General features: G+C 57.5%; 13 protein-coding genes and 1 pseudogene. 3 read left to right on the top strand and 11 right to left on the bottom strand.

The window, feature by feature from the left end; all coding sequences use genetic code 11:
• Positions 1–184 precede the first annotated feature (184 nt).
• From BF12_RS0100120 to BF12_RS17955, 4 genes are all read right to left on the bottom strand, one after another.
• A complete protein-coding gene (locus BF12_RS0100120; protein WP_024950479.1) occupies positions 185–1,432 on the bottom strand; it encodes a TauD/TfdA family dioxygenase in 1,248 nt (415 codons plus the stop codon).
• Positions 1,433–1,601: 169 nt separating this feature from the next.
• On the bottom strand, positions 1,602–2,612 hold the full coding sequence (locus BF12_RS0100115) for a GlxA family transcriptional regulator (RefSeq protein ID WP_246116522.1): 1,011 nt from the start codon (positions 2,610–2,612) through the stop codon (positions 1,602–1,604).
• 107 nt (positions 2,613–2,719) lie between these two features.
• Positions 2,720–3,160: a GGDEF domain-containing protein gene (locus tag BF12_RS20945; RefSeq protein WP_248623577.1), complete on the bottom strand. Its 441-nt coding sequence runs from the start codon at positions 3,158–3,160 to the stop codon at positions 2,720–2,722.
• 32 nt (positions 3,161–3,192) lie between these two features.
• Positions 3,193–4,104 (bottom strand): PAS domain S-box protein, encoded by a 912-nt coding sequence (locus tag BF12_RS17955; protein WP_051510599.1) that lies wholly within the window; start codon positions 4,102–4,104, stop codon positions 3,193–3,195.
• 167 nt (positions 4,105–4,271) lie between these two features.
• Between BF12_RS17955 and BF12_RS0100105 the strand changes: the two genes are divergently transcribed.
• From BF12_RS0100105 to BF12_RS0100095, 3 genes are all read left to right on the top strand, one after another.
• Positions 4,272–6,752, top strand: coding sequence for a DNA polymerase II (locus BF12_RS0100105; protein ID WP_248623576.1), 2,481 nt, complete (start codon positions 4,272–4,274; stop codon positions 6,750–6,752).
• 182 nt (positions 6,753–6,934) lie between these two features.
• Positions 6,935–8,626: a multidrug ABC transporter permease/ATP-binding protein gene (locus BF12_RS0100100; RefSeq protein ID WP_024950476.1), complete on the top strand. Its 1,692-nt coding sequence runs from the start codon at positions 6,935–6,937 to the stop codon at positions 8,624–8,626.
• A gap of 362 nt (positions 8,627–8,988) precedes the next feature.
• On the top strand, positions 8,989–11,070 hold the full coding sequence (locus BF12_RS0100095) for a TonB-dependent siderophore receptor (protein WP_024950475.1): 2,082 nt from the start codon (positions 8,989–8,991) through the stop codon (positions 11,068–11,070).
• Between the two features lie 88 nt (positions 11,071–11,158).
• Here BF12_RS0100095 and BF12_RS0100090 read toward each other — a convergent pair whose 3' ends face one another.
• The 7 genes and pseudogenes from BF12_RS0100090 to BF12_RS0100060 all read right to left on the bottom strand — a co-directional run bounded on the left by BF12_RS0100090 (position 11,159) and on the right by BF12_RS0100060 (position 20,862).
• Positions 11,159–12,346 carry a DUF1513 domain-containing protein gene (locus BF12_RS0100090; RefSeq protein ID WP_084487862.1) on the bottom strand — a complete coding sequence of 396 codons (1,188 nt, stop codon included), beginning with the start codon at positions 12,344–12,346 and terminating at the stop codon, positions 11,159–11,161.
• Positions 12,347–12,352: 6 nt separating this feature from the next.
• On the bottom strand, positions 12,353–13,498 hold the full coding sequence (locus BF12_RS0100085) for an imelysin family protein (protein ID WP_024950473.1): 1,146 nt from the start codon (positions 13,496–13,498) through the stop codon (positions 12,353–12,355).
• A gap of 120 nt (positions 13,499–13,618) precedes the next feature.
• The gene (locus BF12_RS0100080) at positions 13,619–15,097 is read right to left on the bottom strand and encodes a di-heme oxidoreductase family protein (RefSeq protein ID WP_024950472.1); all 1,479 of its coding nucleotides are present in this window, start codon (positions 15,095–15,097) and stop codon (positions 13,619–13,621) included.
• A 264-nt stretch (positions 15,098–15,361) separates the two neighbouring features.
• Positions 15,362–16,672 carry an imelysin family protein gene (locus BF12_RS0100075; RefSeq protein ID WP_024950471.1) on the bottom strand — a complete coding sequence of 437 codons (1,311 nt, stop codon included), beginning with the start codon at positions 16,670–16,672 and terminating at the stop codon, positions 15,362–15,364.
• Between the two features lie 354 nt (positions 16,673–17,026).
• Positions 17,027–18,675: pseudogene (locus tag BF12_RS17950) on the bottom strand (ABC transporter ATP-binding protein).
• Positions 18,672–19,772 (bottom strand): ABC transporter permease, encoded by a 1,101-nt coding sequence (locus BF12_RS0100065; protein WP_024950470.1) that lies wholly within the window; start codon positions 19,770–19,772, stop codon positions 18,672–18,674. Before BF12_RS0100065 ends, BF12_RS17950 begins: the two are co-directional and overlap by 4 nt.
• Position 19,773: 1 nt before the next feature.
• Complete coding sequence (locus tag BF12_RS0100060) at positions 19,774–20,862, bottom strand: microcin C ABC transporter permease YejB (RefSeq protein WP_024950469.1); 1,089 nt, start codon at positions 20,860–20,862, stop codon at positions 19,774–19,776.
• Positions 20,863–20,933 lie beyond the last annotated feature (71 nt).

Genomic DNA, 20,933 nt, shown 5'->3' with positions numbered 1-20,933 from the left:
GGATACACTGGCAGTGAAGGACTTCCCAAACGATGGTGCCGAGAATCTTTTCCTGACAACAGAACACCCCATCTCAGGGAGACTGAGATGGGGTGTTCTGTTGTCACTGGTTCACTGTGCTTGCGAGCATGGCATCACGCCAGTGCCCTTGCACAGGTGTCCTCATACAAGGCATGGCGCCTTGTCACGCAAGTGATTCGCTGTCAGCGCGGACGTCATTCTGCTCCGTGACCCGCTGGGTACGTTCATCACGCTTGAGCATGCGATAGCGTGAGCGCACCTCGTCACGTTCCAGGTAGCAGCCTTGCAACCAGCGGCTGCCACTCTCGCCTTCAAAGGCATCACGTGCATGCAACAGGCGGCGATTGTCAAAGATGACCATGTCACCTGGAGTATAAGTGAAGCGCATGGCAAAGCGCGGTTCACGCAGCATGCGCTGTAGCGTCATGAGTGCTTCATAGGCAGTTTCGGTCTGATCGAAGGGGGCCGTCATCGGGCCACGCAGGAAGTCAGCGATCCGGACTTCCAGTAACTCTCCCGCCTGACCCAGCACGATCATCGGGGAATACCAGACATGGTCGGTATTGCGCGAGGTGTTTGCATAGCGCCAATGTATCGTGGTGAGCGTCGCGTAAGCCTCAGGATGCTCTTCCTTCATGGCGGTGGCGATGGCAAAGCCATCCATCATGACCGCCATGCCGCCTTTCACGCTGTTCTCGATGCAGTACAGGCACTGCAGGCCCGGCTGATATTCACGTGTCGGCAGGTCGACATGAGGCGGCAGCGCGATGGAGGTATAGGCGTTGGAATCCGGGTTCTGGATGGCACGCACGTTGAAAAGATGCCCGAAGTTGGTCGACCGGATCGAACCGATACGCTCGGCGACCTTTTCAATGGCGCCTTCTTCTGCCGGTAGATTGCGCAGGCGTACCAATCCCTTGCCGAGCAGCTCATGCAGCGTCGGATTCAGGATGTCAGCCTCTTCCTTGCTACCGTGTTCAGCACCGGCCAGTGTTGCGGCATCGATGGTGGGTGGCTGCTGGAGTTGCTCGCCATTCCAGAGAGATACTGGGGGAAGTTCTGATGGCAGCAACTGCTGATTGTCGTAATCATTGGCGCGCAGGAACCCCGGATGAAAGCGCAGGCGACGATCTTCTGGCGTGAACAGCACCGACAGTGCTCCCTTGTCATCAATGCTGGCCTCGGCGATTTCCGGCCAGGCGGGAATCAGGGAAAGGTCCAGGATTCTCTCGCGCGTCGCCGGATTGATCGTGGAGTCATCGGCAGCATTCTCACGCAGCCAGACACTGTGATAACGGCTCACGCGACCGTCACTCCAGGTCACGCTGAGTTGACGCGCTTCATGGCTCACGCTCACCAGAGTTTCATCGATCGGCCAGCTATCGTAATCAGGTGTCTTGGGCAGTGACATGCTGAGCTCCTTTCTGTCGTGTAGGTAAATTCCCTACACATGGTGGCAGCTCTGATCAGCCTTTATTGTGCCCAATTCGACCATGACTGTGCTCAATTCGACATATGAGCCACTTCTTGTCTTGGCGACTTGCGCTCCCAAGGAATTCAATGGCTCAGCACTCAATGGCTCAGGGGTGTACACGCGGGGACTGGCGGCGCGCCTGTGATGGAGTGATGCCAAATCGACGTCGGAAGGCACGCGAAAAACTCGGGTGAGAGGTAAAGCCGCACGCTAGTGCAATATCAGTGATGCTATGGCGGGTATCGTGCAGCAGGCTGCGCGCATGGACCAACCGCCGCTCGGCTTGAAAGGCTTGAGGCGTACATCCCACCCCATGGTGAAAACGACGTTCCAGCTGACGCCAGGAAAGGCCCAGTTCTTGGGCCAGTGCCTGAATGCTCAGAGGGGCTTCAAGCTCACTTTCCATCCTCATGATGGCGCGCCTCAGAAGTGGGTCTGCCAAGTCTTCAGACTGCTGACTGAACCCCCGCTGTCGGCTGGCAGGCAATCGCCCCTGGTCATGAATCAGCTGTTCGCGCACTGCGCGATACAAGGCATGGCCATGTTTACGCCGAATCAACTCAAGACTCATATCGATGGCCGCGCTGCCGCCGGCACAATAGAAGCCGTCCTCGCTGATCTCGTAGAGAGATTCCACTGCGTCCACATCGTCAAAGCGCTGCGAAAATTCCGGCAGGCTCTCCCAATGCAAGGTGACGGTCTTTTCGGTCAGGAGTCCTGCGCGCGCCAATACAAAGCAGCCGGTATCAATACCTCCTATCTGGCACTCGGTATGTGATAGCTGTTGAAGCCAACTAAGCGTTGCATCTTCAAGCTGAGCCTCTGGGGCGAAGCTTGTACAGACAATCAGGCTATGTACGTCAGGCAGCTCATCTCGCGCCGTATCTACGGGAAGTGCCATGCCATTGGAAGCCGTAACGGGAGTGCCGTCCTGGCTGGAAAGTGTCCACTGGTACAGGCGAGACCCACGCAGGCGGTTAGCAATACGTAGCGGTTCAATCATCGAGAAGAGTGCAACCATGGCAAAGCCAGGCAGCAATAAAATACCCAGATGCTGGACAGTATTGGAAGGCGGGTTAGTGAGGGAATTGTGGTCGAGTGAGTCGTGTGAGGGCATGACGTTCAGGTGACAAATGGGTAAGGGTAGCGCTGACCTTAGCCTTTTCATCACCTGAGTGCGAGGAGGGTGTCGCAGTGGACCGGTGTGGCGCATCTCGCGTTCTGTCACAGCATCTTGAGGCAGTTGCGGCCAGCTTCCTTGGCGGCATACATGGCTTCGTCTGATCGGGCAATCAATTCATCACGCGACGATACATCTTCTGGAGTTGCCATCGTCAGGCCGATGCTCAGCGAGATGGGGAGTATGCGGCCGTTGTGTTCGATCTGACTGTCTTTCACGGCTTGGCGCAATAGATTGATGCGGGTCGCGGCATCACTTGTCAGAGCGTCAGGCAGGATGGCCAGGAATTCCTCGCCGCCCCAGCGGGCCAAGGTGTCAGTAGGCAACAGGAAGTCGTGACTCAAGGTTGCCAGATGCTGGAGAGCCAGATCACCTGCATCGTGGCCATGTTGGTCATTGATCTGTTTGAAGTGATCAAAATCCAGCAATGCCACACAGACGGTTCCTGTGCTCTGAGCGAGAGTGGCCAGACATTCATCCAGCACTTTCTGAGCATGACGCCGGTTGGCGAGTCCCGTCAGAGGTCGGTGATCGCGACCTTCTCGAGTGCCTTGTGTGCCTCTTCCAACGCCTTTATGTCATTGAATCTCGCCACTTCATGACCTGCCCACAGGGCGATCAACCGCACCAATTCGACATCCTGCTGCGTGAATGGCGCCACGGTATCGGCACTTGAGAAGTTGAAGGTGCCATAGCGCTCACCATCGACGATGACCGGGGCTCCGATATAGGCCTCGAGGTTGAAACTGGCATAGCAGGGGTGATGGCGGATTTCGCTCTTGCCCACGTTGTGGAACGCTTGAACGTTGTCAGCCTTGTAGACGTGATCACAATAGGTCTCACTGAGCGAAAAGCTCAAGCCGGGTGTCAACAATCCTTCGGGATGGCAGGCGCGTTGAACAACATATTGGTCCCCATCAATTCGGCTGAAAATGCCGATCGGCAATCCGAAGTGCGCACATCCCAGATGCAACAGCGCATCGATACGGTCATCAAAATCCAGATCTCGAGAGGATGTGATGGCATGCAGGCTGTGAAGTGTCTGCTCTGTAGTGACGCGCCGAGAAACATCACGAATGAGCCCGAACATGAATACGCTGTCACTGTCGGGGTCCTTGATGGGGCCGCCAACGGTCTCACCATAAAAGCTCGCACCGTTCTTGCACAGATAACGAATCACCGTGCCTTCGCTATTCAGTGCCCCCTTTTCATTGAAGCGAAGCGAACCCTGGCGCTTGAATTCATCAGCATTCAGGTAGAGGCGTTGGGTGGGCTGCCCGATGACCTCTTCCAGGGAATAGCCAAAGGCATCCTCTGCGCTGGCATTCATGTAGGTGATATTGCGCTGCGCATCAGCCATCAGAATGATGTTGTCGATCTGGCCCAGCATCTGGCCCAGCAGTTTCTGTATCATGTCAAAGCTGGGCATGGTGTCACTCCTTGTGTCATGCCATATGGCGTTTATCATCACTTCCCATGTGCCAAGAGGGAGAAGTCCTGCCCCTCGCGCTTCATATTATCGTATGGGATTGAGACAAGTGTTGGTAACTACGTCCTTCAGCGTACGCCTATTCAACGAATTATCGAGGTGTCACTGTGCCTGACGTCTGCAAGACGGGTAGCGAGATTGCTCCGCCAAGCCGTGATGCCACGCCTTGTGATGTGAGGCCAATGACGCATCATGGCTTCCTGCTGACGCGCCATTGGCAGGATACCACTAGCGGAGTGGTGGTCAGCTTCTGGATACGCACTCACGAGGCGGCGATTCATGTGCAGTGTGACCCTCAAGAGGTGGTGGCCTTTCTCCCGGCAGCACAGGAGCAAAAGGCGCGCGGTGTCATCGTTGAGGCATCGCTGACGGAGCGGGAGGTGGCGCTACGCTCACTGACACTGGAAGATTTTCAGCATCGTCCCGTTGTCGGGCTCTATTGCCGGCAGTATCGCGTACTGGGAAAACTGGTACGTCAGCTGAAAGCCCGGGGTGTCGATGTCTACGAAGCCGACGTTCGTCCCCCGGATCGCTTTCTGATGGAGCGCTTCATCACGGCTGGCGTGAGTGTGCAGGGGAGCCATCTCGACAAGGGTGTCATCCTCGGTGCTCGACTCAAACCCTTGAACGATTTCCGGCCGCCGTTACGCTGGGCGTCACTGGATATCGAGACTGACGCCCATGGCAACCTCTATTCCATCGCTCTGGAGGGCTGCGGACAGCGCCAGGTTTATATGCTGGGCCCCGATACTGGTGAGCCCGCAGACGATATCGATTTTTCTCTCGAGTACCTTGCAACACGCCGCGAGCTGCTGGAGTGCTTGAACCGCTGGATCGCACAGCATGATCCCGATGTCATCATCGGCTGGAATCTGATCCAGTTCGACCTACGCATGCTGGTGCGACTCTCCCAGCAGGAGCACTTGCCGCTGACACTGGGGCGTGACGGCAGTGTGATGCAGTGGCGTGCCCATTCACAGCAGCCAGACCATCATTTTGCCGAGATCGCCGGCCGTTGGGTGGTGGATGGCATCGAAGCGCTCAAGTCTGCCACCTGGCACTTTGCATCCTTCAGTCTTGAAAATGTCTCGCGTGAACTGCTCGGGGAAGGCAAGGCGATTGATGATCCCTACAGCCGGCTTGATGAAATTCTGCGCATGTTCGCCGAGGACAAGACATCACTGGCGCGTTACAACCTCAAGGATTGTGAGTTGGTAACGCGTATTTTCAAACAGGCCGGGCTGATGGAGTTTCTGCTCGCCCGCGCCCGCGTTACCGGCTTGCCTGCCGATCGCAGTGGTGGCTCGGTTGCGGCTTTCACCCACCTCTACCTCCCTCGCTTGCATCGACAGGGCAAGGTAGCCCCCAACCTTGGCGATATCGTCGGAGAGGACAGCCCCGGCGGGTTCGTGATGGACTCACGGCCTGGCCTTTATGACTCGGTATTGGTGCTCGACTTCAAGAGTCTATATCCCTCCATCATCCGCACCTTTCTGATTGACCCCCTCGGGTTGATTGAAGGACTGCGCGCACCTGATGACGCGGTGCCGGGCTTTCTCGAGGGTCGATTTTCTCGCGACAAGCACTGTTTGCCAGCAATTGTCTCGGAGGTCTGGAGAGCACGTGATATCGCGCGTACGGCAGGAGATGCGCCACTCACCCAGGCACTCAAGATCATCATGAACGCCTTTTATGGTGTGTTGGGATCACGTGGCTGTCGCTTCTTTGACCCACGGTTGGCCTCGTCGATTACCCGACGTGGGCATCAGATCATTCGGCAGACGGTGGCGCTGATCGAGGCGCGTGGCTATACCGTCATCTATGGCGATACCGATTCCACTTTTGTATGGCTGGGGCAAGCGCATGACGAGGCGACGGCCACTGCAATCGGTGAGGCACTGGCGAGCCATGTCACTGCCTGGTGGCGTGAGCATCTGGCAGAGACACTGAATCTCGACAGTGCATTGGAACTGCAGTTCGAGACGCATTATCAGCGTTTCCTGATGCCGACCATTCGCGGTGCCGAAGAGGGCAGCAAGAAGCGCTACGCCGGGCTCAGGCAGACCAGTGATACTGGTACTGAGCTGGTGTTCAAGGGATTGGAAGCGGTGCGTTCCGACTGGACGCCATTGGCCAAGCAATTTCAGCAGCAGCTTTATCGCCGGATTTTCGAAGGTCAGCCTTATCAGGACTACCTGCTGGCGTATGTCAGCGCCTATCTTCCTGTCGCGAGCAGTGTTCAGGAGCCGAACGCTTCAGAAAGCTTTGATGTGGAGGCCTTGATCTATCGCAAGCGGCTGCGGCGTCGGCTGGACGACTATCAGCGTAATGTTCCACCGCATGTGCGTGCCGCACGGTTGGCTGATGAAGAGAATCAGCGTCGAGGGTTGCCGTTGCGTTATCAGAAGGGCGGCTGGATTCGCTATGTGATGACCACTGCGGGGCCGGAGCCGATCGAATATCACCGTTCGGCCATTGATGCAGAGCATTATCTCAGTCGTCAGCTCAAGCCAGTGGCGGATGGCATTCTGCCGTTTGTGAACGACGACTTTGATCGTCTACTGGACCGTCAGATGACCTTATGGTGATTGGCGATGACATGGGCGTCATGGCAGGAGGTGCTTCACCTGAGGCACCTCCATTCTTGCTAATGGTAATACTTATCAATATTGCTTGCATTGATAGGCTGTGCTCGTAAGATTGCCCCTCTTGGTGTGGAGTCATCGCTTTGGATGGCCACACTTCTCGAATCTTGTGAATGGGGGCAGACTTGACGTTATTGCGCGTGGTATTTGCCTATTATCGCTGGCCTTTCATTGGCGTCATGATCTTGAGCTTGGCCAGTGCTGGGCTGGGTATTGGGGCCATCGCCTATATCAATCAGCGATTGATCGCACGCTCTGGCGATCAGCTGGCAGATTACGCCGGTGTCCTACCGGAATTCCTCGGTCTCATTGTGCTGTTGTTGGCTGTGACGCTTGGTGCACAGCTAGCGCTGACCCTGTTGGGCCATCATTTTGTGCATGGATTGCGCGGCCGACTGGTCAAGCAGATTCTGGATACTGATATTGAGCGCCTTGAGCAGCTGGGCAGTGCTGATTTACTGGCCAGTCTCTCCAGTGATATTCGCAACATCACGCTGGCATTCGTACGCTTGCCGGAGCTAGTGCAGGGGATCGTCTTGACGCTGGGCGCTGTGCTTTATCTGGGCTGGCTCTCTCCCTCGATGATGCTGGTCACTGCGGCATGGGTGACGCTGACCATCATGGGAGGGAGCTGGTTGGTCGCGCGAGTATATCGACACCTGGCTGAAGTGCGTGAAACAGAAAGCCGCCTCTACGCCAACTTCGAAGCGGTCATTCATGGTCGCAAGGAACTCGCGCTGAATCGGCAGCGTGCGCGTGAGTACTTCGAGAGCGATTACAGCGTCAATGCACGTCAGTATCAGCATCATGTCGTACGCGCCGATACCTGCCACCTGAGTGCGATCAACTTCTCCAACATCATGATGCTGGGTGCCATTGGTATTGTCTTCTATCTGGCCAATGGCCTTGGCTGGGCGAGTAGCGAAGTCGCGGCAACCTACTCGTTGACGCTATTGTTTCTACGCACGCCGCTGATTCAGGCGGTGGGTGCACTGCCTACCTTGCTAGGGGCTGATGTCGCGTTTGAAAAGCTTCGCAAACTCTCACTGGCGCCAGCCAGAGAAGGTTTCGAGTCCAGCATGACCCCATCGCATTCGCCAATTGAGCAGTGGAAAACGCTCAGCCTGCATGGTGTGAGCTTCACCTATGCCGGACAGACCTCAGACAAGTCTGCCTTTGCGGTCGGACCATTGGATCTGACGCTAACGCGTGGCGAACTGGTATTTCTGATCGGCGGTAATGGCAGTGGAAAGTCCACATTGGCCAAGCTATTGACGGGTCTTTATCGCCCGAGTGAAGGCGAGCTGCTACTGGATGGACGTACGCTGGAAGAGGATGAGCGTGAGGCTTGGCGGCAGCAGTTTTCGGCGGTATTCACCGATTTCCACCAGTTTGATCGCTTGCTTGGCCAAGATGGCATTTCAGCGGATTCGGCATTGATTGATCAGTGGCTGGGTTATCTCGATATGCGCGAGAAACTGGAACTTGAGGGAGACCGGGTGGCTAACCCGGCGCTTTCCCAAGGGCAGCGCAAGCGATTGGCGCTGCTGATGGCGGTCGCTGAATCACGTGACATTCTGCTGCTGGACGAATGGGCTGCCGATCAGGACCCACAGTTTCGACGCATCTTCTATCGTGACCTGTTGCCGCGCCTGCGCGAGATGGGCAAGACGGTATTCGCCATCAGCCATGATGATCATTACTTCCAGCAGGCTGATCGCCTGTTTGAAATGCGGTCCGGTCGCTTGCATGAGCTGTCAGGCACGCAACGCGAGCGTATCAGTCAGGACGCTGTCGCGCGTCTTGACGAGGCGTGAACCGGCCGAGTCAGAAACGTGCGGCATTTGATGGCGCACTGATGCAGTGGAAAAGGCAAGAAGGCCACACAAGGACGTGGCCCGATAGTCATCGCCTGCATGCGTTTGGCCTTGTCAGTGGTTATTGGCAAGGCGCGTAGCGTAGGTAGGCGGACATGTCGGGTAGAGTGCTCAAGAGACCGCTAAAGGACTGAGACACGGCCGGGCCTTGGAGGGATGTTCGAGGCCCAATACGGGATTTTTACGATAAATACGAATCACCGTGATTTGTATCCTCGATACGGTAGCGTGCCATCAAGGGCCGCATCACGAGAGGAGATAACAAGATCTTCAGGCCCAATCAATCATCAAGGGAACTCGACATGTCCGCACATTCGCTGCAAATGGCGCCAGCATCACCGACTGACGCTCGTCCGACCTTCATACCATTGCGTCACGCGATTCGCGTCTGCATCGCGACGGGGCTATTGGTCCAGCCGCTCACGTCACTCGCAGAGCAGCGTGATAATGACGACACCATGGTCGTGGTCGGTACTGCACTCAAGGTCGAGGCGCCACTGGTGGAAACACCACGGGCGGTCTCGACTGTCGACCGTGCCGAGCTCGATACGCGCAATGTACAGCAGCTCGATGAAACCTTCCGCTATCGCGCAGGCGTGTTATCGGGCCACTACGGCTCTGACAACAATACTGACTGGTTCAAGGTGCGCGGCTTCGATCAATCGACCTATCAGGATGGCCTGCGTATCTATCGCGAAGGCTTCTATCAGTGGCTGCCCGAAACCTACGGTCTGGAGCGGATCGATCTGTTCAAGGGGCCATCTTCCATCCTCTATGGTGAGGCGCCTCCCGGCGGTCTGATCAATGCCATCAGCAAACGCCCGACAGATGAACCGCAGACTGAAATTCAGCTGCAGATTGGCAATCGTGGGCTACGTCAGACGGGGCTCGATACCAGTGGCTATCTGAGCGAGAACGGCGATGTTCGCTATCGACTGGTGGGGCTATATCGTGAGCGCGATGGTGATCTGGATAACACCGAGAATGAGCGTTACTACTTCGCGCCCAGCTTGACGTGGGATATCTCGGATGACACTCAGCTGACCGTGCTGGCTAGCCTTCAGAAGGATGACGGTGTACCCACCAATGCCTTCAAACTGGCCTATGGCACCGTGGACGATACGCCGTTTGGCAAGATCGACCCACAGACCAATTACAGTGAGCCGGGCTATGACAAGGATGAACGTACTCAGGCCTCACTGGGTTACGAGCTACGCCATCGCCTGAACGATACCTGGTCACTTGAGCAGGATTTCCGCTATAGCCAGCTCGATCTTGATCTGATCAGCAGCTACATCCTCTATCAGTCCTCGGCGCGCGAAGGACAGCGGGGGCTTCTGTACCGCGAGGGCACCATCGATAGCTATACCGTCGACAATCGCGCGATCGGCAAATGGTATGGCGACCGCACCGAAAATACTCTGCTGCTGGGCGTGGATTATCAGAATCTGAGCCTGTCGGGCAAGGAAGCGGATGACTATTCCTTCGGCGATCCGATCGATCTATTTGACCCGCAATACGGCAATTACACCGCCTTGAGCGATGACCAGATCACGCGGCGCGATATCGACAAGGAGCAGATCGGCCTCTACGTGCAGGATCAGCTGCGCATCGACGACAAGTGGGTACTGCTGGCGGGGGTGCGCTACGACCAGGCCGAGACCGAAAACGTGAATGAGTCCACGGGCACGCGTGAACGCTCCGATGATGATGAGATCAGTTGGTCGGGTGGCGTGATGTACCTGAGTGATGTCGGTCTCAATCCCTACCTGAGCTATACCGAATCCTTCGAGCCGATCAGTGCGGTGGACGATGGCGGGTCACTGTATGAGCCGCGCGAAGGGCGCCAGTGGGAGCTGGGTGCCAAGTACCAGCCCGCGGGTTGGGATGGTTACCTGACCGCTGCCGTCTTTGATCTCACCGAAGACAATACCCTGGTCACCCGGGGCGCCATCCAAGTGCAGGAAGGCGAGCGTCAGTCGCGTGGCTTCGAGCTGGAAATGGTCGGCTATCTCAGCGATCACCTCAAGCTGACATCGGCTTACACCTATACAGATGCTCGTCTGGAAGACGATGTGCGTGCGCCGCTGATTCCGCGTCACCAGGCCTCAAGCTGGCTGGATTATGCTTTTGAGAGCGGTACGCTGGATGGCTTGCGACTCGGTGCCGGTGCCCGCTATGTGGGGGAATCAGTGGATGGCGATACCACCGTATCTGACTACCTGCTGTTTGATGCCATGGTCGGCTATGACTTCACTCGTGAGCTGAGCGCTCAGGTCAATGTCAGCAATCTGACGGACAAGGAATACGTCGCCAGCTGCAGCTATTGGTGCTACTACGGCGAGTCGCGCAGCATCATCGGCAGCCTGTCTTATCGCTTCTGAGCCTGCTTGCTGTAAATGACAACGCCCCACAGGCCATTGCCTGCGGGGCGTTGTCATTCGTGGAGAAGATCACTGAAAGACCACCAGCTCACATCAGCGCAAGGTGGTTGTCCCAGTGGGTATTGGCGAGACGAACGGGACCCAGCGCGGGCAGGCCATCTTCATCGATCAGTAGCCATTCGCCACGCCCGTTGCTGACCACGAAACCTGCCGGAGTCTCATTGGTGGTTGGCACGGCCAGCACACCGGCACAGTCGGCGAAGTCCAGCGTCGAATCAAGTTCGCCAGTATCCAGATTCCACAGCGTGATGAGGTTCCCGCGCGGCGCAGTCGCTACGGCCAGCGTTCCATCAGGCGAGATGGCGATACTCGCAATGTACTGCTTGAGCTGTGAGACGTAGCCCATCGGCAATGGTAATTCTTCCAGTGCAGTACTTGCAGGGCGCTTCATCACGATCAAGGAGCGCGAATCGGAGGGCGGCCCTTGGTACTGATAGCCCGCCACGATAATGCCGTCGCGACTGACATCCAGATGGCGCAGGGAGAGTTGGTGATGCGAGGGAGAATCTCGCCAGTTGACCTTGCCTGAGATGCGATCCAGCAGTGTCAGGTTGGGCTGCATCGTGTCCAGGTTCAGTTTGACACGTCCCGTCTCGGGGCGTGTCAGAATTCCGCCATTGGCAATGATCAGCTGCTGACCATCCGGATGTAGGCGTATTTCGTGTGGCCCTATGCCACCACTGTCGAATTCGCCAATGCGTGCGAAGTCGCGATTGGCATCATAGACACCGATCCGGCCTTCGCCGCGGGTGATGGCATTCTCGGTGGCATACAGCAGGCCGCCATCCGGGCTGAACACGCCATGCCCATAGAAGTGGCGATCCGGTGCTGCCTTGATGCGGGTGATTCGCTCGCCGCTTTCGATATCGAAGACATTGATTTCCTGGCCCGGACGGCGAGCAAAGATCAGCGCCCACGGCTTATGGGGGTGACGAGTTGCACCATGCGCACGTTCATTGATTGGTTGGCGCCAGCGCTCTTCACCTGAATAGCGCATACAGCTGGCATGATGCTGACCGCTCTCGTCATCGCAGGCAGATATTACGACTCCTGCAGGGCGGCGGTCCTGTCCACTGGTTGCGTTGTTACCGCCAGCGAAGGCCACCTGCCCGCCTGTCAATCCCATCAGCGGCACACTGGCCAATGCCTGAAGTAGGCGTCGGCGCTGAGAAGCACAGGAGGCTCTCGTGCCTCCTCCTATCGAGAAATTGCTCATTGCTGATCAATCACCATCGGTGCTGTTGAAGCCCAGTGACAGGCCGAGTGCCGGATTGAGCGTATCGGCGAAGCCAGCCTGCAGCGTTTCCAGATGGATCAATGCTTGCTGGAGGTCGCTGTTGCGTGGGTCATCACGCAGCAGGGCAGCCAGATCATCCGGCAATGCGGCAAAGGCTGCGCGTGTATCGGTAAAATCGCGGGTCGTTGAGGCCAGCATGCGCGGGTCTACCTGACCATTCAGATAGCCATGAATGCCCGGGACTTTCTCGTTGCCGACCCAGATGCGCTCCATCTCCTCGAGTGTCGAGCGAATGTTGGCCAGACCCATGCCACCACGCCAGGATTCGGCCGCATAGGGGTTGGCAGTCCCGCCATTGTTGAGGCCGACCGGACGACGCAGCTTGCGGTCCTTGATGGCTTCGAGCTGAACCGTCATCGCGCGTACCAGCGACAGCACGGCATCACGTGGATCGCTGAAGCTGCCGTTACCCTCGGCCAGTTGCGGTGCGAACTGTTGCCATTCCCCGAGCAGCGTCTTGCCACTGGCGGCGAGATAGGCAGTGTTGGCTGTCATCAGTTCACAGCGGCGCGAGTCAGCTGTCAGCGGTGAATCGGCATATTGGGCATCGAACAGCTGATATTCCACCCCGCCCAGGCCCTGCAATACGATGGATTGATCGGCGAGGCCATCGCTGGTGATAGGCGTATCGGTTGTCAGCAGGGCGCGTGTCTTGCGTGATACCAGATCTTTCTTGTCCGGCCAGAAATAGAGCTGCCATTGACGGGAGTTTTGCAGAATCGGCCCCATCTCGATCCAGTTGACTTGATTCAGTCCCAACATGGCACTGCGCCAATTATCTTTGAGGGTTTCGAGAGAGGTGTCGCCTTCTGCGGTGCAATACTGCTGAGCGTTGGTCGCCAGCGTGGCGAGGCGTGTGGCGAGCTGCTGATGGGCAGTGGTCAGCGTATCAGCCGCGAATTGACTGACGGCTTCAGCACTGACTGTTTCCTTGCTCGTTTCTGCCATCACTGAAGGTGAGGCCAGAGCGGCGGCGAGCAGTGTCATGCCTGAGGCCACCAGGGCAGCGGTCGAGGTCTTGCGCAGAGTCATGGCCTGCGGGCGAGAAGCAGTAAACAAGACGTGGGACATGAACAGGGTTTCCTATATCAGAGCAGCAAGACAAACATGATCAAGATGAATCGTCGTTCGGGTATCTGACTCAGGGCAGGGTAGTCATGTCTTGACGGCCCTGAGGCAGGATTTTCCCGCTTAGAGCGATTCCAGGAAGCGCAGTAGGCTTTCACGTTGCTCGGTCGGCAGGGCCACGACAGCATCACGACTGGATTGTGCTTCGCCACCATGCCATAGCACGGCTTCCAGCAGCGTGCGTGCACGGCCGTCATGCAGGAAGCCGGTCGCGGAATTCACGGTCTGTGCCAGGCCAATGCCCCATAGTGGTGGCGTGCGCCATTCGTTACCAGTCGCCTCGAACTCACGGCGGTTATCCGACAGCGCATCGCCCATGTCGTGCAGCAGCATGTCGCTATACGGCCAGATCACCTGGCCAGCCAACTGTGCGGCGACGCCAGCCTTGTCAGTGGTGAGTGTTGGGCGATGGCAGCTGGCACATTGCAGGTCTCGGAAGAGTTGCTCACCGGCGCGTACCTCGGGTGCGTCGATGTCGCGACGCGTCGGGACGGCCAGATTGCGCGAGTAGAAGGCTACGTTATCCATCACGTTGTCTTCGACTTCAATCGTGCCACCGCTGGGCATGACGTCACACTTCTGCACCGGTGTGCAGTCGGTTGATCCGACGAGTGACGATGTCAGTCCCATGTCTCCGGCAAAGGCCTTGGCACTCTGCTGACGAACACTCGGTTGACCGGCTTTCCAGCCGAAACGCCCTTGTACCAGTGCATCATCAGCGATGGACCATACTGTGTTGGGCTTGCCGCTGATGCCGTCACCGTCATTATCTTCAGGGTCGGCCCATTCCAGCAGCATGGCATCGCTGACTGCCTCAAGTAGCCCAAGACCGACCATGCCCGGCGCCAGACGGGGCGAGAGAGCGATCGGACCTGGATCACCAAAGCCAGCCTCGACAATGGAGTAGTGGGGGGCGCGCAGAGTGATGACTTCACCATCGGCCAGCGTGACTGACTTCTGCTGATAATCGACCTGCATGCGGCCTTCTTGAGGCACTCCGGGCACAGAGGCATTCTGTAGCTGCGTGCCATAGACGGGATGTGGCATTACACCGCTGATACGACGGAATTCACGTTCCTCATCGTCCCAACTGTGTTCCGGACTGTCTGGCATGCCGAGGCGGAGAAACAGACCAACGGCAGGATCATTGCCGGCAGGCAGGCTGCCGCGGCCATCCTTGACGTGGCAGTTTTGACAGGCGTTGGTATTGAATAGCGGGCCCAGACCATCACGTGCGGTAGTACTGGCAGGTGCAATGACCCACGGGCTCTTGAAGAAGCTGTTACCGACACTGAACGACAATCGCTGATCGAAGCTCATGTTCTTGGCGGGGAGGGAATACGCGTTGGTATCGTGTTTGCGAACACTGCCTTCACCACCGCTTTTGGCGGTATTCTGCAGGGGCAGCGCTGACAGATATTCGGTGACGGTGGTGATCGGTGCGGCCTGTACCGTGACGGCGGTCGTCGCAAGGGTTGCCAGCGCAATGGCTAACGGTAAAGCGTGCATCATCGGACGGTGCATCATCGGTCGGTACATCATGAAGATATCCTGGCGAGCGCGGTCAGGTTGCTCAATTAGCAGTCGCGCATTAATTGCCGGTGTAAAAAACCATCAACGCCCGAACCTGCAACAAGGCAGGCCCGGGCGAAAATGATGGTCTGAAATCAACGCGTCCAGTGATTCAGAGGGTGGTTACCCCTGGCTTGCACGACTCACTCAGCGTGACCGCACCAGAGGCGGTTACGCTGAGTGAATCACACAAGCGTCAATCATCTGCTGCGCATGACGTCAGCACCCAGCGGCTTAGAATTCGTGATCGGCGGTATCGGCTTCAAGGCCACTGATACCCACGGTACCGGCAATTTCTTCGATCAGACGAGTCTGGGCGACGAGGTCCTGAATGCTGGCATTGACGATGGCGGCCCCTTCGGCGTTGCCCGGTGCGATCATCTGGTCAAATTTCATGCCGTCTTCTGCTTCGGCCGTATCGACCATGACCTGTAACTGGCCCATGGTAGTGTCGAACGCATCGTGCATCTTCTTGGCAAGCTCAGGGCTGTTGTTGGCCACCAGCTGATGCAGCGACGGGCCTTCAAAGGTCCGGCCATCCAGTGTCACGTATTTTCCTTCATACACATTCTGAATGCCCTTGGCATTGTAGAAGTGTGAGTAGTGGGTGTTGTCAGAGAAGCAGTCGTGTTCGTCCTCGAAGGAATTGGCTTCCAGTGCGACCTTCATGCGCTCGCCACCCAGTTCGCCCAGCGACAGTGAGCCCATGCCGAACAGCATCTTCTCGAGGCCTTCACCGGCCGGCAGTGCGGTCAGCTCAGTGCGGTAGTTGGCCTTGTCGCCCTCAGCCCACTGACCCACCATATATTCTAGATCAGTGATCAGCAGGTCGTTGGCGGCGAGCAGATATGCGCCACGACGATCACAGTTGTCGCCTGTGCAGGCATCACCCTTGGCGAAGTCGCTGGCGGGGCGTTCACCGGCACCGGCGTCGAAACCGTTGAGATCCTGGCCCCAGAGCAGGAATTCGATGGCGTGATAGCCACTGGCCACGTTGGCTTCAAAGCCGCCCAGCTCATTGAGAGAGGCCAGCAGTTCTGGAGTGATTTCGGTGGTATCGATCTTGTCGGCACCGATCTGCACGCTTTCGCTGGCAATGATGTTGGCACTGGCGCCCGGGTTGCCAAGCTCTGCCTGATAACCATCACCTTCGACGTAATCGATCAGGCCTTCATCCAGCGGCCACGCATTCAGCTGACCTTCCCAGTCATCGACGATGGCATTACCGAAGCGGAACACTTCACTCTGCTGATACGCCACGCGAGCTTGCTTCCAGGCAGTGCGAGCCGCCTCAAGAGTTGCCTCGGATGGTGCTTCGATCAGCGCAGCATTGGCGGCGCGCAGCGCGTTGGCACTGGCGAGTGCATCGCTATAGGTGGCATGAGCCACATTGGCATATTGAGAGACGACGGCTTCAGCAGTGACATCCTTGGCCTCTGCCTGGTGCCCTTCGTGTGCATGAGCGGCACCGGCGAGCAGTGAGGCGGACAGTGCGATCGCGACGGCGAGCGGCTTGCGAGAAGCAAAGCGGAATTGAGCGGTCATGAGGTTCCCTTGATCAGTCTATTTGTTATGCCGTGCGCGTGAAGCGACGTTGCATGGGCTTCAGGTATGTCGAGAGGCGACGTTCACGTCGCTTGATCTCTCTTTTGCTGGCCCAGGATCTGACTGAATCATATTGAGAACCTTTATTATTTGCAATCATATGTTGGTACATGTGCAACGCAAAGATGCAAAGAGTGCAATGGCGTAGCGCTGCCCAACCGATTGTTTCTCAAGCTCGTAGTGTCTGTGTCAGGGCGGTAGGCATGAATGTCTGAAAGTATGGATGTCTGAAAGCCTGAAGGGCTGGCGCAGTGCCAGCCTTCAGGGTGTGTCAGCCTTGTATCACTGATGTTGTCACTGTCTGGACAAGCCCGCCGCCTTGATCAAGGCGCGCGTGTAGTCTTGCTGTGGATTGCCCAACACCTGTGTTGTCGTCCCGGTTTCAATCAGCTTTCCGTCCCGCAGTACCATTACGCGGTGTGACAGTGCGCGCACTACCGCCAGGTCATGGCTGATGAACAAGTAGCTGAGACTACGGCGTGCTTGAAGATCGCGTAGCAAGGCGATCAGCTGTTTCTGTACGCTGCGGTCAAGTGCCGAGGTCGGTTCATCGAGCACCAGCAAGCGTGGTTCCAGAATCAGCGCGCGTGCCAACGCGATACGCTGTCGCTGTCCACCCGAGAACTCATGCGGATAGCGATCAGCACAGGCGGCAGGTAGTTCGACTTCCTCAAGCACTTGAGCCACGCGCTGATTGACCTCGCTTTCCGAGAGCGCAGGATGATGAAAGCGCAGTCCCTCGCTGATGATGTCCGAGACCGGCATGCGCGGTGAGAGCGATCCGTACGGGTCCTGGAAGACGATCTGCATCTGTCGGCGCCGGGCACGCAAGGTATGGCGATCCATCGTGTCCAGACGTTCTCCTTCGAGATGAATCTCACCACGGGAGGTCTGTAGCTTCAGCAAGGCGAGTGCGAGCGTAGTCTTGCCGGAGCCCGATTCTCCCACCACTCCAAGTGTCTCGCCTCTGGCCAGTGTCAGATCCAATGGCTGGAGAGCGATGAAGTCGGCGGGCCGTTTCTGAAACAGCTTGCGCGTGCGCGAGAAGCGGACTTCAAGTCTGCGTGCTTCGAGCACAGGCGTCGCGGCATCGGCCTCATTGAGCGCAATGGCGCTGCCTTCAGGCTCGGCGGCGAGCAACTCGCGCGTATAGTCGGCGCTGGGGTGATCAAAGACCTGTGCCACGGGCCCCTGCTCGATGCATTCGCCATGGCGCATCACGACCACGCGATCGGCATGGCGACGCACCAGATTGAGGTCGTGACTGATGAGTACCATGCCATGCCCTGATTACGGCGCAGCCCGTCGAGCAGCGCCAGGATCTCTTGTTGAACCGTGACGTCAAGGGCCGTGGTCGGTTCATCGGCGATCAACAGCGGCGGTTCATTGGCCATGGCCATGGCGATCATGACGCGTTGACGCTGGCCACCAGACAGCTGATGTGGCCAGGCATCGATCAGCTCTGCAGGGCGCGGCAGCTGTACCTGCTGCAGCAATTCCAGGACGCGATGGCGAGCCGCATTGCCACGCAATCCTTGATGCAGACGCAGACTTTCCGCGATCTGTTCGCCGACTCGCGTCAAGGGATTGAGCGAGGTCATGGGTTCCTGAAACACAAACCCGATGCGTCCGCCGCGCACTCGCTGCCATTGACGAGGTGTCAGTGCGGCAAGGTCGGTCGTGGTGCCATCGGCAGCAGTGAACTCTCGCGTACCGGTGACATGTGCGTGTCCCGGTAGCAGGCCAAGACTCGCTAGCAGACTGACAGACTTGCCGGAACCTGATTCGCCGACGATCGCCAGACACTCGCCGCGTTTCACTTCAAGCGATAACCCCTTGACGACCTCACTCTTGCCAAAGTGGATACCGAGATTCTCAAGACGCAGCACGCTGGGCTCAGCACCGGTCGTGGTGGCTTGCGGGGATGGAGAGGGACGATTCATGCGTTCTGCTCCCGAGCGCTGACATGACGTGGATCGAAGGCATCTCGCAATCCCTCACCGATGAAGACCAATAACGTGAGCATGATCCCGAGGCTCAGGAAAGCCGTCATGCCAAGCCAGGGCGCCTGCAGATTGTTTTTGCCCTGCGCGACCAGTTCGCCGAGTGACGGTGAGCCTGCCGGTAGCCCGAAGCCAAGGAAGTCGAGCGCTGTCAGGGTCGTGATCGCGCCGGTGAACAGGAATGGAATGAAGGTCAGCGTCGCGACCATCGCATTGGGCAGCACGTGACGCCACATGATCAGGCGTGATCGCAGCCCCATGGCCCGCGCGGCACGTACGTATTCCAGATTGCGTGCCCGCAGGAATTCGGCGCGCACGATATCGACGATGCCCAACCACGAGAACAGCAACATGATGCCGGTCAGCCACCAGAGGTTGGGCTCGACGATGCTGGCCAGAATGATCAGCAGGAACAGTACCGGCAAACCCGACCAGATTTCGATGAGCCGCTGGCCGATGAGGTCGACCTTGCCGCCAAAGTAGCCCTGCACGCCGCCGATCAGCACGCCCAACACCATTGACCCCACTGTCAGTACCAACGCGAAGATGACCGACAGGCGGAAGCCATAGATCACGCGTGCCAGTACATCACGACCTTGATCATCGGTACCCAGCCAATGGCGAGCATTGGGTGAGGAGGGCGCTGGCGAACCAAGGTTGAGGTCCAGCGTGTCATAGGAGTAGGGAATGAGGGTGTTGATCATGAAGCCATCGGCATTGATCGCCTCGATCACATAGGGGTCACGATAGTCGGTCGCGGTCGGTAGAAAGCCACCGAAGGTGGTCTCTGGATAGTCGTGCAGCATCGGCAGATACGTCTCACCTTGATACTCGACCAGCAGCGGCTTGTCGTTGGCGATCAGCTCAGCTCCCAGTGACGCGATGAACAGTACGCCGAAAATCAGTAATGACCACCAGGCGCGACGGTTATCGCGAAAGGCCGAAATTCTGCGTCGCGTGATGGGAGACAGTCTGGAGGAATCGCGTGATGGGAGTTCAGGCATTGCTTGAGTGTTGGAAAGAGTGTCGCTGCGCATCTCAGGCCTCCCGGCTTGCGAAGTCGATGCGCGGATCGATCCACACATACATCAGGTCAGACACCAGTTTCAGCACCAGGCCAATCAGGGTGTAAAGGAAGAGTGTGCCGAATATCAGCGGATAGTCGCGTTGCAGTACCGCCTCGAAACCGAGCAGGCCCAGCCCATCGAGCGAAAAGATGACCTCGATCAGCAGCGATCCCGTGAAGAAGATGCCAACGAGCGCTGCCGGTAGCCCGGCGATGATGATCAGCATCGCATTGCGAAACACATGCCCGTAAAGAATGCGGTTTTCACTGGCACCCTTGGCACGCGCCGTCAGCACGTACTGTTTGTGAATTTCATCAAGGAAGCTGTTCTTGGTCAGCATCGTCAGGGTCGCAAAGCTGCCGATGGCCGAAGCGGCGACGGGCAGGGCGATGTGGTGGAAGTAATCCAGGATCTTGCCGCCGGTAGAAAGCTCATCGAAGTCTGGCGAGGTCAGCCCTCTGAGCGGGAACCAATCCAGATAGCTGCCGCCGGCAAAGACCACGATCAGCAGGATGGCGAACAAGAATCCCGGGATGGCATAGCCGACGATGACGACGCCTGATGTCCAGACATCGAAGCGCGAACCGTGCACTAGCGCCTTGCGAATCCCCAGTGGAATTGAGATCAGGTAGACCAGTAACGTCGTCCATAGCCCCAATGAGATGGAAACCGGCAGCCGTTCGAGCATCAGGTCGATCACTGGCTTGTCGCGAAAGAAGCTATCGCCGAAATCGAATTGGGCGTAATCCACGACCATGTCGCTGAAGCGCTGCCAGGCGGGCTTGTCGAAGCCGAACTGCTGCTCCAGTTCCGCGATGAGGGCGGGGTCGACGCCCGAGGCGCCTCGATAGGTGGATGCTCCTCCGCCACCGCTACTGACACCATCGCCACCACCACTATTCAGTCGTGTGCTGGCGCCGGCGCTCAGGCCATCCAGGCGTGACATCAACTGCTCGATGGGCCCACCGGGGGCGGCTTGAACGATCAGAAAGTTGAGCAACAAAATCCCGAGTAATGTTGGAACCATCAACAAGACTCGGCGCAGAATATAAGCACCCAAGAGTAATCTCCCCGCGTGCCCTCCATTGTCGGCAGCGGATGTGCGTTCTGGAGGGCATCATGTTTATTGGT

Source organism: Cobetia crustatorum, assembly GCF_000591415.1.
Lineage (GTDB): Bacteria > Pseudomonadota > Gammaproteobacteria > Pseudomonadales > Halomonadaceae > Cobetia > Cobetia crustatorum.
This window is presented reverse-complemented; position numbering and strand designations above follow the sequence as displayed.